This is a genomic window from Streptomyces sp. NPDC040405 (assembly GCF_055595765.1).
Genome location: NZ_JBVIVI010000007.1, coordinates 488,044 through 501,244, shown reverse-complemented (window position 1 = coordinate 501,244; position 13,201 = coordinate 488,044). Strand labels below are relative to the sequence as shown.

Sequence of the window (13,201 nt, the reverse complement as noted above, 5' to 3'; positions counted from 1 at the left end):
AGGGGCGCGGGTGGCATGTAATGGCGCGCATGAGCAGTGTCCTGAGCGGCATCGTGTCCCTGCCCCCGGACACCCCCACGGTCCGGGCGGCCCGGGTGGTGGTGGAGGTGCGCAACGTGTCCCGCGCCGATGTGGCCACCTCCGTCGTGGGGGCGCAGGTGCAGACCGATGTGCCGCTGAGCCCGGCCGGTCACATCCCGTTCAGCGTGACGGTCCCCGGCGAGCTGGACCCCGACGACATCTACGGGCTGCGCGTCCACGTCGACCTGAGCGGTACGGGGTTCCTGGAGCGCGGCGACCTGGTCAGCGCCCGCGTGGGCCCCGTACCCCCGGCCTCCACCGCCGGGCTGATCGCCCCGGTCAGCGAGGTCTGACTCAGACGGCGTGGTGGGCCAGCGCGGCGTGCGGATCGGGGGACCGGTCGGACGGGGCCGGGTCGGCGTGGATCAGGGCGGCGGTCAGCCGGGGAACCGCGTGCAGCAGGGCGTGTTCGGCGTCCACCGCGACCCGGTGTGCCTCCCGTACGGTCAGCTCGCCGCCGACCACGACCGCGACCTCGGCGCGCAGCCGGTGGCCGATCCAGCGCATCCGCAGCTCGCCGATGTCCCGTACGCCCGGTACGGCGCGCACGGCCCGCTCGGCGGCGTCGGTCAGGTCCGGGTCGACGGCATCCATCACCCGGCGGAAGACCTCGCGGGCGGCGTCGCGCAGCACCAGCAGGATCGCGGCGGTGATGGCGAGGCCGACGAGCGGGTCGGCCAGCCGCCAGCCGAGGGCGGCACCGGCCGCGCTCAGCAGGACGGCGAGCGAGGTGAAGCCGTCCGTACGGGCGTGCAGACCGTCGGCGACGAGGGCGGCCGAGCCGATCTCGCGGCCGACGCGGATGCGATAGCGGGCGACCCATTCGTTGCCGATGAAGCCGACCACGGCCGCGGCGGCGACGGCGGGCAGCTGCTCGATGTCGCGCGGGTGCAGCAGCCGGTCCACGGCGGTCCAGGCGGCGAACGCGGCGGAGGCCGCGATGGTGAGCACGATCGCGATCCCGGCCAGGTCCTCGGCCCGCCCGTACCCGTAGGTGAAGCGGCGGGTGGCGGCGCGGCGGCCGAGCAGGAAGGCGAGGGCGAGCGGGAGGGCGGTCAGGGCGTCGGCGGCGTTGTGGACGGTGTCGCCGAGCAGCGCGACGGATCCGGAGGCGACCACGACGAAGGCTTGCGCGACGGCCGTCGCGCCGAGGATGGCGAGCGAGGTCCACAGGGCGCGCAGGCCGCGGGCGGAGGACTCCAGGGCCTGGTCCACCTTGTCGGCCGTGTCATGGGAGTGGGGGCGCAGCAGATGGCCCGCCCGGTGCCGCCACCGGGCGACGCGGCCGTGGGCGTGGGTGTGCTCGTGGGTGTGCTCATGGTCGTGCCCGTGGTCGTGTCCGTGGTCGTGTGATCCGTGCCCGTCGTCATGCCCGTGCCGGTCGTCCATGGCATCCGCCTTCCTCGCTGCGTCGCTTTCGTACTGGACACGGTCCGTCCCCGCCACCCATTATGTGCGTATGAGCGCACGCATGCACCTATCAGATGCGCACGGTTCGCACCCGCGCACCCCGAGCGCCGAGCAGTTCGCGCGCGCCGCCGAGGTCCTGGGCCTGCTCGCCGACCGCACCCGGCTGGCGGTGCTGCACACCCTCGCCGCGGGCGAGGCCGATGTGACGGCCCTGACCGCCGCCTGCGGGGCGGCCCGTCCGGCCGTCAGCCAGCACCTGGCCAAGCTGCGGCTCGCCGGGGTGGTCACGTCGCGCAAGGACGGCCGACGGGTCGTCTACGCCCTCCGGGACGGGCACCTGGCCCGGCTGGTCACCGAGGCGCTGAGCCACGCCGACCACGAACTGTCGGGCCTTCCCCGGCACGACTGACCCGCGGCTGACTCCACGACGGACTCCGCGACTGACGCGATTACCGCGCTACCCGTTCAGCCCCGGCAGGCCCACTGGTTACGATCTGGCGCGATGGTCAGAGGGCGGGGCGGAGACGAGGACATACGGAAGCGCGCGGTGCGAGCCACCGCGCGCTCCGCGCTCAGACGTGTCGTACCGCTCCTCGCCGCCGTGCTGTGGGTGGCGCCGTCGTGCGTCCACTCCGGCGGCGACCACCCGCCGGTGTCAGTGGGTTGTCACCACCGTCTCGTCGCCGAGACGCAGCTCGAACGGCCGCCGACGGGACCGGCCCCGGCCGCCTCCCTCAACCCGTTCCACACCTCCGGGGACGACGCCAAGACCCCGGGCGGCGGCAGCGACGACTGCGTGGCCGGTCCCCGCGGCGGGAACCCCGCCCTGGTTCCCGTCCCCGTCCCGCCGCCCGTCCCCGCCGGTTTCCGGCCGCCGGACGGCCCGCGGGGCACGGACTCCGTACGGGCGCCACCGCCCGACACCCTCGTCCACGCCCTCGGCCTCCATCAGCTCCAAGTACTCCGCACCTAGGCCGATCGCCGACATCCGCCACCACTTCACTCATTCAGTGCGTCAGTGCGAGAACTGCGAGGACTGGGACAGCCATGGCTTCCAAGGGTTCGAAGACGAAGGGCGCGGCCGAGCGCCGCGCGAAGATAGAGGAGCTGCGCCGCGCGGAGAAGGCCCGCGAACGCAGGTACCGGATCATCACCATCACCTCCTGCACCGTGATCGTCGCGGGGCTGGCCGTCGGCGGCTTCTTCCTGGTCGACGCGGGCAACAAGAAGGAGGAGAAGGCGACGAAGGTGTCCTCCTCGGTCGTGAAGACCGGTGAGTTCAAGGGCATGAAGACCTGGAAGAACCTGGGCCGCACCCATGTGGGCGGCACCGTGGAGTACGCCATGTCGCCGCCGGTCGGCGGAAACCACAACCAGGTCTGGCAGAACTGCAGCGGCGACGTCTACACCAAGCAGCTGACCAAGGAGAACGCCGTGCACTCGCTGGAGCACGGCGCGGTGTGGGTGACCTACAACGACAAGGCGTCGAAGGAGGACGTCGCCACCCTCACGACCCGGGTGAAGAAGACTCCGTACTCGCTGATGAGCCCCTACGAGGACCAGGACTCGCCGATCGTCCTCAACGCCTGGGGCAACCAGCTGAAGATCGAGAAGGCGTCGGACCCGCGGGTGGCCGCGTTCTTCAAGAAGTTCGTGCAGGGCAAGCAGACCCCGGAGCCGAACGCCTACTGCACCAACGGGAAGTCGTCGTGACCGACGGGACCACCGCCGTCGGCCGCGCCTCACGTCAGCCGCTGGTGGCGGGGATCACCGCCGCCCTCGCGGTGCTGACGCTGGTGGCGGTGGCGGTGGTGTGGCTGATGAGCGACCGCTCGGAGGGCACGACCGGCACCGGCACCCCGAAGGACACCTCCGCCGAGGCCGGTTTCGCCCGCGACATGTCCACCCACCATCAGCAGGCGGTGGAGATGTCGCTCATCGTGCGCGACCGCACCGGCGACGAGGACGTGCGGCGGCTGGCGTTCGACATCCTCACCGCGCAGGCCACCGAGCGCGGGATCCTGCAGGGCTGGCTGGACAGGTGGGGGCTGGACCGGGCATCGGAGGAACCGCCGATGACCTGGATGAAGCACGGCTCCATGGAGGGCATGGAGGGCATGAAGGGCATGAACCACGCGTACAAGCCGCACGACGGCTCGCTCATGCCCGGTATGGCCACCAACACCGAGCTGGAGAAGCTGCGCAAGGCCAAGGGCAAGGCGGCCGAGGTGCTCTACCTGAAGCTGATGACCGCTCACCACAAGGGCGGTGTCGCGATGGCGGAGGGCGCGGCCGGCCTGGTCACCGACCCGCCCGAGAAGCGGCTGGCCAAGACGATGGTGCAGGCCCAGCAGTCGGAGATCGAGCTGATGGCCGACATGCTGAAGGAGCGCGGCGCCTGACCTGACGCCCCCGGCCCGTCCCATGGGCCGGGGGCGTCACCCGTCGTCCGCCCCGGTACGGAACGCCCCCGCCCGCGCCGCCGTGTACGCCGCCTCGGCGCTGGTACGCATCAGCCGGGCGTCGATGGGCCTGCGCAGGATGAGCACCCGGTAGTAGAACGGCGCGGCCAGCGCGGCGATGACGTCCTTGGCGTCGGTGTCCGCGGCCACCTCGCCCCGGTCGATCGCGCGCCGCACGATCCGGGTCACCTCGTCGGTCCGGCCGACGAAGGCGCCGCGGACGATCTCCTCCAGCTGTGGATCGTGGGCGGCGGCCGCCAACAGCCCCTGGACGACGTTGCGGTTGCGCAGCGCGTCGATGAAGCCGCCGATGGTCTGGGCGAGTTCCTCCAGATCCCGCCGGAAGTCGCCCGAGTCGGGGGTGTGCAGCGTGGAGCTGCGCTCGGCCAGCAGGTCGACGACGACCCCCTCCACCGTGCGCCAGCGCCGCCGGATGGTCGACACATGCACCCCGGAGCGCTCGGCGAGCTTGTCCAGGGTGAGGGCGCCGAACGACTCGGCGCCGAGTGCGTCGTAGGCGGCGGCCAGCACGGCGGCGCGGGTCCGTGCCGTGCGCCCGCCGGGGCGCGCCGAGCCGTGGGGTGGTCGCGCGTTCATAAAAGGTGAGCCGCCATGTCTCCTGTGCCGCGGACGGGGTCGGTAACGGGCCGACCCTATGTCCCGCCCAAACCCGGGCGCACGAGATCTTCACTTCTTCCAGCCACTACCGACCGGTACGCCATTGCGTGACGTGCCCACGTCCGGATACGGTGACGCCTCCAGCTTAATGCGCGCCCATGAGCATTAGGGGCGGGCTATCGAGTAGGCGTGCTGGACCTTCCGTACGCGGGGAGGGAAGGTCCAGCGCGCTTGCGGCCCCGGCGTCGATGTCCCTCGGCCCCGATGATCTCGCCGACACCGCTTGGACCCTGTTCGCCGAGCGCGACCGGCCCGAGGCGGTCTTCAACGCCCTGGGCTGAGCCGCCGAACGGGCGGACAGCCGACGGCGGGCGGACAGCCGACGGCCCCGGCGGGGGCGCGTGCGCACCGCCGGGGCCGAGTGGCGGGTCAGTGGGCGAAGGCCGGGGTGAACTCGACCGGGATGGCGGCGACGCCGCGCATCATCAGCGAGGAGCGCCACTGCAGCTCCTCGGGGGCGATCGCCAGGGTCACGTCCGGGAGGCGGTCGATCAGGACCTCGATCGCGGCCATGGCGATGCTCTGGGCCAGTTCGCGGGAGACCTGGGGGCAGCCGTGCGTGCCGTGGCTGAACGCCATGTGGGCCTGGTTGCCCGCGGCCCCGGCGCGGAAGTCCGGGCGTACGTCGGGGTCGGCGTTGGCCGCGGCGAGGCCCAGCATCAGGCAGTCGCCCTTCCGGATGTGGCGCCCGGCGAACATGGTGTCCTCGGAGGCCCACCGGCCGACCCAGTTGGGGACCGGGGTGGCCTCCCACAGCACCTCGTTGAGCGCCTGGCCCACGCTGCGCCGCCCGCCGGACATGGTGACCGCGAACCGCTCGTCGGTGAGCATGAGCCGCAGCGCGTTGCCGATCAGGTCGGTGGTGGGCTGGTGGGACGCGTAGACGTTGCCCAGGAGGTCGTTGAGGATCTCCTCGTCGGTGAGGCCCGCCGGGTGGAACGCCAGGACCGAGGCGATGTTGTTCGCCTCGGGGTTGGCCCGGGCGTTCTCCAGCAGCGCCACCATCCGGTTCAGCAGGTTCTGGTGCGCTTCCGGTCCCCCCTTGCCGCTGACCAGGTCCACCGTCTCCTGCGTCAGCTGGGGGGAGTCGTCCAGGCCGTACATGCGGTTCAGCACCCGCAGCGGGATCTGGCTGGCGTACTCGGCCATCAGATCGGCGCGGCCGCTGCCCGAGAAGACGTCGATCAGCGAGTCCGCGACCCGCTCGCACTGCGCCCGCAGTTCGAACGGCTCCACGGACTCCATGCTGTCGATGATCGCCTCGGACCGGCGTTCGTGGTCGGCGCCCTCGGAGAACAGCATCGTCGGCCGGTAGGCGACGAACGTCATCAGCTCCCAGTCCGGCGGGACCCGGTCCCAGGAGTGCCAGCGGCGGGAGTCGCGGGCGAACAGGTTGGGGTCCGTGGTGACCCGGAGCAGCTCCCGGTAGCCGAGCACCATCCAGACGGGGATGTCCGGTTCGAGCAGCACGGGGACGACGGGGCCGTGCTCGCGGCGGAGCTTCCGGTACAGCTCGTCCGGATCGTTGCGGAGCAGATCGAGATCCAGCCGCACCGCGTCAGGCTGCTCCGGCCAGCCCAGGAGCGGCGCGTCGGGGGCGAAGGAGTCCTCGGGCGGGGACGTGGGATCCGGGGTGGTCACGCGGTGGTCTCCCGGGCGGAGGAGGTGGACAGGGAGTAGAGGTGACGGGCGAGCGCGACCAGCACGGCCTTGCTCGAATCGCGCTCTCGGGCATCGCAGTCGATCACGGGGACGTCCGGGGGCAGATCGAGTGCGTCCCGGACCTCCTCCAGGGTGTGCTGCGGTTCCGTGAAGTTGTTGCGGGCCACGATGAACGGCGTCCCGTGGTATTCGAGACGGTCGATGGCGTACCAGGAGTCCGCGAGCCGGTTGGTGTCGACCAGGACGACGGCACCCAGGGTGCCGACGAAGAGCCGGTCCCACAGGAACCAGAAACGTTCCTGCCCGGGCGCGCCGAACAGATAGAGCACCATCTCCTCGTCCAGGCTGATGCGGCCGAAGTCGAAGGCGACCGTGGTGGTCGTCTTCGACTGGACGAAGGAGGAGTCGTCGATGCCGACGCCCGCCTGGGTCATCGTCTCCTCGGTACTGAGCGGGCGGATCTCGCTCACCGACTGGACCATCGTCGTCTTGCCCACACCGAAGCCGCCGACGATCACGATCTTGAGGCCGTCGCTCGCGCTCGCCCGCAGCGGTGCCCGGACGTCGGCGCGGTCAGAGGTTCTGGAGTGCAACGAGCACCTTCTTCAGCGTTTCGGGCTCCGGCAGCCCTCCGTTGTCGGGGCGGGCGGCATGCGGATGGCGCGCGGTGATCTTGCCGGTGTCGAGCAGGTCGCACAGCAGGATCTTGACCACGCTGACGGGCAGTCCCAGGTACGAGGAGATCTCCACCACCGCCATGGGCCGCCGGCACATCCGCAGGATCTTGACGTGCTCGGACTGCATGCCGAGTGAGGGTTCGGATTCGCTGACGATGAGCGTGACCATGTCGAACACGCTCTCGTCGACACGGCTGCGGCCGCCGGTGACGGTGTACAGCCGGTCAGGGTCCTCGCTGTCGAGCGGCCCTCGGATCATGCGTTCGTCCCGCCGCCACGGCCGTATCCGGTGGTACGGGGCGCCGCCCGCAGATGGTCGCCGATCTGCTCGACCAGTTCGTTCATGTTGTGCCCGATGATGCCGACGTCGGCCTCGTCGTGCGCCACGACGGCCAGATGGGCGCCCTCACCGGCCTCGACGATGAACAGAATTCCCCCGTGGAACTCCGTCATGGACTGCCGGACGCCGCCGCTGCCGTCCCCGAACTCGATCGACGCGCCGTGGGAGAGACTCTGGATACCCGAGGCGATGGCCGCCAGTTGGTCGGCCTGGTCCACGGAGAGCCCGGACGTGAGACACAGCTTGAGACCGTCCCGGGACAGCACCAGCGCGTGCCGGGCTCCCGGCGTCTTCTCCAGCAGGTTCTCCAACAGCCAGTCCAAGCTGCGGTCTGTGGTGTTCATCGGCGTTCCTATCATCACGGCTGGTCGTTCTCGGCGGACTCGGCGGACTCGGCGGACTCGGCGGTCGGCGCGGGCCCGGTGGCATCTGCGGCCGACGCCGACGTGGTGTTACGCCCGTCGGTACCGCCGGTGGGGCAGCCGCGCGTGGCGTCACGGAAGGCACCGAAGCGGGCCCCGGCGTCGGTACGCGGAGGCTTCGGCTTGGCGTCGGGTGCGGGGCGGGGCGTGGCCCGCGTGGCGGCGGCGAGCGTCTCGCCGCGGCGCCGCCGGGGCAGCCCGTTGATGCGCGGCTCCGCCGGGGCGTCGGCGCCGGAGGAGTCGCCGGACGCGCCGGAGGGCTCGGCGGGCTCCGAGGGCCCGGCGGGCGCGGAGGGCTCCGCCGCGGGCGACGGGGCTGCCGGGGCCGCGGGCGCTGCCGGGGCGGGCGCCTCGGCCACGGGCTCGGCGAGCGGCTCGGCGCTCGCAGCGACCCGGGAACCGGACGGCTCCACCGGCCGCGCCGCCGGGGCGGCGGCCCGCGGCCGGGCGGGCTCGACGCGGTTCCGCGCGGACGCACCGGGCACCGCGTCCTGGTTGATGTGCGTGATCAGCTGCTGCGGGATCAGAACCACGACGCCGGTACCTCCCCGGGCGGACGGGCGGAAGGAGACCGTCAGCCCGTGCTTGCGGGCCAGACAGCCGACGACCGCGAGGCCGAGCCGGGTGCCGGACAGGCTCGTCAGGTCGAGAGTCTGCGAGGAGACCGCCTTCTGGGCACGGGCCAGCGCGGAGGGGCCCATGACCAGGCCGCCGTCCTCGACGGTCACCACGACGCCGGTGTGCGTCTCCTCGACGTACACATGCACCTCCTCGGTGGGAGGCGAGAAGCTCGTGGCGTTGTCCATCAGCTCGGCGAGGGCGTGCATGACGCCTTCGGCCGCGTAACCGGCCACCGCGGCGTTGCTGGCCGCGTGGACCCGTACCCGCTGATAGGCGCTGATCCGGCCGACCGCGCCGCGCAGGATGGACTCCATCACGATCGGCTTGGTCCAGCGGCGCCCGGAGCGGGCACCGGTCAGCACCGCGATGCTGTCCGCGATGCGGCCCGTCTGGGCGGTGGTGTGGTCGAGCTTCAGCAGGTCGCCGAGGACGGACTCGTCGTGCCGGTTCTCCATCTCGCGCAGGTCCGCGAGCATGCTGGTGGCCAGCGCCTGGACCCGGCCCGCGGCGTTGGCGCACGCCGCCATCGCGGAGGCGCGCATCCGCTCACCGGTGCCGATCTCCTGCACCACCCTGCGCAGCACCCGGCCGTGCGCCTGGTCGCCGGGCTTCGTCACCTGCATCAGCACGGTGTCCACCGAGCCACCGTCCCGCAGGCCCTTCACCGCAGCGGGAATCGTTTCGTCAGCGAGCCGGGCGGCCTCCGCGGAGTGCTGTGCGGCCGCGGCCTCCAGGCTCGCGATCCGGGACTGGAGCCGGCCGATGGTCCGCGACCGGTAGGCCGCGACCGCGAGGGCCACGCCCAGAGCCACGGCCGCCAGCGCGCAGAAGACGGCGACGAGGACGCGCTGGGATTCGGGCACCTCGGCCGTCACCCACGCCCCCGCCCCGCCGGCGACGAGAGCGGCCAGCAGGGGCACGGCCAGGGCCTGCCGGGTCACGGCAGGCCCTTGGTAGGGATGGCTGGATATATGTGCTGACATCTATCAGGTCCTCATGGGCGCGTTCGAGGGTTGAGGGTGGACCACGCGGACATCAAGCCGTGGGCGGCACATGGTAGTACTGCTCAGAGAATTTTGAACGACCCCGCTGGGCATTCAATTAATGACGGTCCGTCAGCATGGTGCGGGAGAACGTAAGTTGTTCGATTCCGCCAAAGATGAACGGTTCTGAGCTGCGGTCACGTATCTCCTCCCGTACCCGGTTACCCCGGACGAAACTTCTAGCACTGCTAGGGTCGCCTGTCATGTCCTCCACCGAACGCCGTGAACACGAGCGCGCCCGGCGCCATCAGCTGATCGTCACCGCCGCTCGGGAACTGGCGGAGGCCGAAGGCTGGGACGCGGTGACGACGCGTCGGCTGGCGGAGCGCGTCGCCTACAGCCAGCCGGTGCTGTACAGCCACTTCAAGGGCAAGGACGCCATCGTGCGCGCGGTGGCCGTGGAGGGCTTCGACGACCTCGCCGCCGGGCTGCGGCGGGCCCGGCGCGCCGCGGGCTCGCCCCGGGAGGCGCTGCGCGCGGTGGGCCGCGCCTATCTGGACTTCGCGGTCGCCCGCCCAGCGCTCTACGCGGCGATGTTCGTGCGGGAGACCGACGTCCCGTTCACGCCCTTCGCGGAGCTGGTGGCCGTGACCGGGCCGGGCGACGGACGGGACGAGCTGTACGCGGAGGGCGTCTGGAGCGCGCTGCACGGACTCGCCGTACTCGCCCACGCGGGGCGGATCCCGCCGGAGCGGCAACGGGAGCGGTGGGACGCCCTGGTCGAACGGTTCGCCCGGGACGCGGCGGACGGCCCGGGGCCGGTGGACGGCACGGTCGCCCGTCAGGACAGTTCGGGCACCACCGGCGGCAGCGACGACTGAAGCGAGGGCGGCGCCCCGGACGGCTCCGGCGTTTCGGGCAGCGCCAGTTCGGCCCAGATGACCTTGCCGCCCGCGGTGTAGCGCGTCCCCCAGCGCTCGGCGAACTGGGCGACCAGGAACAGCCCGCGGCCGCCCTCGTCGGTCGATGTCGCGTACCGCAGATGCGGTGACGTGCTGCTGGTGTCGGACACCTCGCAGATCAGGCCGCGGTCGCGGAGCAGCTGGAGCCGGATCGGGCCGGTGGCGTGCCGGATGGCGTTGGTGATCAGCTCGCTGAGGACGAGTTCGGCGGTGAACGCCACCTCCGCCATGCCCCACTCCTCCAGCTGCCGCAGCACCTCGGCGCGTACCCCGGCCACCGCGGCGGGGTCGGACGGCACGTCCGAGGACACCACCCGGCCGGGGCCCAGCACCCTCGTACGGGCGGCGATCAGCGCGATGTCGTCGCCCGGCTGAGCGGGCAGCATCGCCCTGAGCACCTCGGTGCAGATCTCCTCGGGCGACCGGCCCCGGTGCGACAGGGCGTCCCGCAGCATCTCCAGCCCGATGTCGATCTCCCGGCGGCGGTCCTCGATGAGCCCGTCGGTGTAGAGGACGAGATGGCTGTTCTCGGCCAGCTCCAGTTCGGCCGTGTCGAACGGCAGCCCGCCGAGGCCGAGCGGGGGCCCGGCGGGCAGGTCCGGGAACTCCACGGTGCCGTCCGGGCTCACCACCGCGGGCGGCGGATGCCCGGCCCGGGCCATGGTGCAGCGCCGGGTCACCGGGTCGTAGATCGCGTACAGGCAGGTGGCGCCGGTCGCGCCGGTAAGCGGCTCGCCGCCGCCCCCGGGGATGTCCTGGCCGAGGGGGCTCTCGTCCTGGTCGATGCGGGCCACCAGGTCGTCCAGATGGGACAGGATCTCGTCGGGCGGCAGGTCGAGGGTGGAGAAGTTGGCCACGGCGGTCCGCAGCCGCCCCATCGTGGCCGCCGCGTGCAGCCCGTGCCCGACGACATCGCCCACCACCAGCGCCACCCGCGCGCCGGGCAGCGGGATGACGTCGAACCAGTCGCCGCCGACCCCGGATTCGGCGGGCAGATAGCGGAAGGCCACGTCGAGGGCGCTCTGCGCGGGCACGGCGCGGGGCAGCAGGCTGTGCTGGAGGGTCACCGCCATGGTGTGCTCGCGGGTGTAGCGCCGGGCGTTGTCGATGCACACCGCCGCGTGGGCGGCCAGCTCCTCGGCGAGCGTCGCCTCTTCCTCCTCGAAGGGCTCGCTCTCCGCCGTACGGAAGAAGTTGACCACGCCGAGCAGCACACCGCGGGCCCGCAGCGGCACGGTGACCATCGACTTGACGCCGTACTCGATGACCTTGCGGGTCTGCACGGGGTCCTGGGCCTGCCAGCCGGGCGCCTGGTCCAGATCGGTCACCACGACCGCCTCCCCGCTGCGGAAGCCCCACGCCTGGGGCGTGGACTCGGCGAACGTGAACCGCCTGCCGAGCGGATAGAACGGAGGGTCGGACCGGATGCCGTGGATGGCCGACCGGACCATCTCGACGCCGCCGACGGCCGGGGGCTCCTCCCCGCGCGGTACGGGCTCCGCCAGGTCGACCGTGGCGAAGTCGGCGAAGCGGTCCACCACCACCTGGGTCAGCTCCTCGGCGGTGCGGCCCACGTCCAGCGTGGTGCCGATCTCCACGCTGGCGTCGTACAGCAGCTTGAGCCGCTTCTGGGCCACGTCGGCGCGGCCCGAGAGGGCGCGCAGCTCGGTGGAGTCGCGCAGGGTCGCGACGCTGCCGGGCGGGCCGCCGTCGCGGTCGGTGGGGCGGTTGTTCACCGCCAGCAGCCGGTCCCCGGCCACCAGCACCTCGTCGGTCACGACACGCTGGGAGACCAGCAGACCGGCGACCCCGGGGTCCAGGCCCAGCTGGTGCACCGAGCGTCCCTCGGGGCGCGGCGGCAGGCCGAGCAGCCGGGACGCCTCGTCGTTGGCGAGCACCAGGCGGCCGTCGCCGTCGACGATCAGCACACCCTCCCGCACGGCGTGCAGCACCGCGTCGTGGTGCTCGTACATCCGCGTCATCGCGCCGGGTTCCAGGCCCCGGGTCTGGCGCCGCAGCCGCCTGCTGACCATGGCGGTGCCGCCGGTGGCCAGGGCGAGCGAGGCGGTGACGGCGCCGATGAGCAGCGGCATCTGGCGGTCGGCGAGCCCGCTCACCTTCCTGATCGTGATCCCCGCGCCGACCGCCCCGACGACCTTGTGACGGCTGTCGAAGATGGGCGCCACCGCGTCCATCGCCTCGCCCAGGGTGCCGGGTCCGGTACCGGTGGTGGTGTGCCCGCGCATCGCGGGCTCGATGCCGCCGACGTAGTGCTTGCCGATCCGGTTGAGCTTGGGGTGGGTGAGCCGGATGCCCTTGGTCGTCATGACGACGACGAAGTCGAGCCCGGTCCTCTTGCGGATGGCCTCCGCCTTCGGCTGGAGCACGGCGGTCGGATCGGGGCTGCGCAGGGCCTGGACCATCCCCGGCGAATTGGCGAACGACTCGGCCACGGCGACGGAGCGGCTACGGGCCTCGTCGGTGGCGTCGTGCCGCACCTGGAGCACCAGGGCGGCCGTCGCCGCGGCGCCGAGCAGCAGCACGATGATCAGCTGGAGGACGAAGACCTGTCCGGCGACGCTGCGGACGTTCACCCACGCCCGATGGCGCCGCCCCGCCTCCTGAGGGCGCTCACGCCGCCGACTCCGTGGGCGCCGACCGGGGAACATGCGGGCAACCCACGATCGACCCATAAACCGGGCCATAGAGATACATCTACACCGGGATTTCCCGGAAGGCGAACCCCTTCTGTCCACCATGCCCATAAAAAATACCTTGCGCAAAGAAGGGGTGACTTTGCGTGCGGGAAATCGCTGCGGGGCGCGGGGTGCCGACCCCGGCGGACTGTGCAAACCTGATATTAGGGCAATTCACCCGAATTGCCCGCGAAACGGCGGCCACCA

The 13,201-nt window shown here is 72.0% G+C and carries 14 protein-coding genes; 6 read left to right on the top strand and 8 right to left on the bottom strand.

Features of this window, described 5'->3' with window-relative positions:
- Window positions 1–29: 29 nt before the first annotated feature.
- Entirely contained in the window at window positions 30–374 is a 345-nt protein-coding gene (locus tag ACZ59A_RS29100; protein WP_468042880.1) for a hypothetical protein, read from the top strand.
- A gap of 1 nt (window position 375) precedes the next feature.
- Here the strand turns inward: ACZ59A_RS29100 and ACZ59A_RS29095 are convergent, their stop codons facing one another.
- A complete protein-coding gene (locus tag ACZ59A_RS29095; RefSeq protein WP_470964318.1) occupies window positions 376–1,470 on the bottom strand; it encodes a cation diffusion facilitator family transporter in 1,095 nt (364 codons plus the stop codon).
- A gap of 70 nt (window positions 1,471–1,540) precedes the next feature.
- Here ACZ59A_RS29095 and ACZ59A_RS29090 point away from each other — a divergent pair, with 70 nt between their 5' ends.
- From ACZ59A_RS29090 to ACZ59A_RS29075, 4 genes are all read left to right on the top strand, one after another.
- On the top strand, window positions 1,541–1,900 hold the full coding sequence (locus ACZ59A_RS29090) for an ArsR/SmtB family transcription factor (RefSeq protein WP_470964315.1): 360 nt from the start codon (window positions 1,541–1,543) through the stop codon (window positions 1,898–1,900).
- Between the two features lie 93 nt (window positions 1,901–1,993).
- On the top strand, window positions 1,994–2,464 hold the full coding sequence (locus tag ACZ59A_RS29085) for a hypothetical protein (RefSeq protein ID WP_470964312.1): 471 nt from the start codon (window positions 1,994–1,996) through the stop codon (window positions 2,462–2,464).
- Between the two features lie 74 nt (window positions 2,465–2,538).
- The gene (locus ACZ59A_RS29080) at window positions 2,539–3,204 is read left to right on the top strand and encodes a DUF3105 domain-containing protein (protein ID WP_470964309.1); all 666 of its coding nucleotides are present in this window, start codon (window positions 2,539–2,541) and stop codon (window positions 3,202–3,204) included.
- Window positions 3,201–3,893, top strand: a complete 693-nt coding sequence (locus ACZ59A_RS29075) for a DUF305 domain-containing protein (protein WP_470964306.1) — start codon at window positions 3,201–3,203, stop codon at window positions 3,891–3,893. Before ACZ59A_RS29080 ends, ACZ59A_RS29075 begins: the two co-directional genes overlap by 4 nt.
- Before the next feature lie 36 nt (window positions 3,894–3,929).
- On the opposite strand, the gene ACZ59A_RS29070 is transcribed toward ACZ59A_RS29075, so the two are convergent.
- The 6 genes from ACZ59A_RS29070 to ACZ59A_RS29045 form a co-directional block, all read right to left on the bottom strand.
- Entirely contained in the window at window positions 3,930–4,550 is a 621-nt protein-coding gene (locus tag ACZ59A_RS29070) for a TetR-like C-terminal domain-containing protein (protein ID WP_470964303.1), read from the bottom strand.
- A 450-nt stretch (window positions 4,551–5,000) separates the two neighbouring features.
- The gene (locus tag ACZ59A_RS29065) at window positions 5,001–6,272 is read right to left on the bottom strand and encodes a cytochrome P450 (RefSeq protein WP_470964300.1); all 1,272 of its coding nucleotides are present in this window, start codon (window positions 6,270–6,272) and stop codon (window positions 5,001–5,003) included.
- Window positions 6,269–6,886: a GTP-binding protein gene (locus tag ACZ59A_RS29060; RefSeq protein ID WP_470964297.1), complete on the bottom strand. Its 618-nt coding sequence runs from the start codon at window positions 6,884–6,886 to the stop codon at window positions 6,269–6,271. The genes ACZ59A_RS29065 and ACZ59A_RS29060 overlap by 4 nt, the downstream gene beginning before the upstream one ends.
- On the bottom strand, window positions 6,867–7,229 hold the full coding sequence (locus ACZ59A_RS29055; protein ID WP_470964293.1) for a DUF742 domain-containing protein: 363 nt from the start codon (window positions 7,227–7,229) through the stop codon (window positions 6,867–6,869). The genes ACZ59A_RS29060 and ACZ59A_RS29055 overlap by 20 nt, the downstream gene beginning before the upstream one ends.
- The gene (locus ACZ59A_RS29050) at window positions 7,226–7,654 is read right to left on the bottom strand and encodes a roadblock/LC7 domain-containing protein (RefSeq protein ID WP_468042898.1); all 429 of its coding nucleotides are present in this window, start codon (window positions 7,652–7,654) and stop codon (window positions 7,226–7,228) included. Before ACZ59A_RS29050 ends, ACZ59A_RS29055 begins: the two co-directional genes overlap by 4 nt.
- A gap of 14 nt (window positions 7,655–7,668) precedes the next feature.
- Window positions 7,669–9,294 carry a sensor histidine kinase gene (locus tag ACZ59A_RS29045; RefSeq protein ID WP_470964290.1) on the bottom strand — a complete coding sequence of 542 codons (1,626 nt, stop codon included), beginning with the start codon at window positions 9,292–9,294 and terminating at the stop codon, window positions 7,669–7,671.
- A 305-nt stretch (window positions 9,295–9,599) separates the two neighbouring features.
- On the opposite strand from ACZ59A_RS29045, the gene ACZ59A_RS29040 reads away from it, so the two are divergent.
- Window positions 9,600–10,217, top strand: coding sequence for a TetR/AcrR family transcriptional regulator (locus ACZ59A_RS29040; RefSeq protein WP_470964287.1), 618 nt, complete (start codon window positions 9,600–9,602; stop codon window positions 10,215–10,217).
- On the opposite strand, the gene ACZ59A_RS29035 is transcribed toward ACZ59A_RS29040, so the two are convergent.
- Window positions 10,178–13,003, bottom strand: coding sequence for a SpoIIE family protein phosphatase (locus tag ACZ59A_RS29035; protein ID WP_470964284.1), 2,826 nt, complete (start codon window positions 13,001–13,003; stop codon window positions 10,178–10,180). The genes ACZ59A_RS29040 and ACZ59A_RS29035 overlap by 40 nt on opposite strands.
- Between the last annotated feature and the right edge of the window lie 198 nt (window positions 13,004–13,201).

Coding starts and splice junctions, on each gene's coding strand:
- ACZ59A_RS29100 (WP_468042880.1), top strand. CDS start 30: ATGAGCAGTGTCCTGAGCGGCATCGTGTCCCTGCCCCCGGACACCCCC.
- ACZ59A_RS29095 (WP_470964318.1), bottom strand. CDS start 1,470: ATGGACGACCGGCACGGGCATGACGACGGGCACGGATCACACGACCAC.
- ACZ59A_RS29090 (WP_470964315.1), top strand. CDS start 1,541: ATGAGCGCACGCATGCACCTATCAGATGCGCACGGTTCGCACCCGCGC.
- ACZ59A_RS29085 (WP_470964312.1), top strand. CDS start 1,994: ATGGTCAGAGGGCGGGGCGGAGACGAGGACATACGGAAGCGCGCGGTG.
- ACZ59A_RS29080 (WP_470964309.1), top strand. CDS start 2,539: ATGGCTTCCAAGGGTTCGAAGACGAAGGGCGCGGCCGAGCGCCGCGCG.
- ACZ59A_RS29070 (WP_470964303.1), bottom strand. CDS start 4,550: ATGAACGCGCGACCACCCCACGGCTCGGCGCGCCCCGGCGGGCGCACG.
- ACZ59A_RS29055 (WP_470964293.1), bottom strand. CDS start 7,229: ATGATCCGAGGGCCGCTCGACAGCGAGGACCCTGACCGGCTGTACACC.
- ACZ59A_RS29050 (WP_468042898.1), bottom strand. CDS start 7,654: ATGAACACCACAGACCGCAGCTTGGACTGGCTGTTGGAGAACCTGCTG.
- ACZ59A_RS29040 (WP_470964287.1), top strand. CDS start 9,600: ATGTCCTCCACCGAACGCCGTGAACACGAGCGCGCCCGGCGCCATCAG.
- ACZ59A_RS29035 (WP_470964284.1), bottom strand. CDS start 13,003: ATGGCCCGGTTTATGGGTCGATCGTGGGTTGCCCGCATGTTCCCCGGT.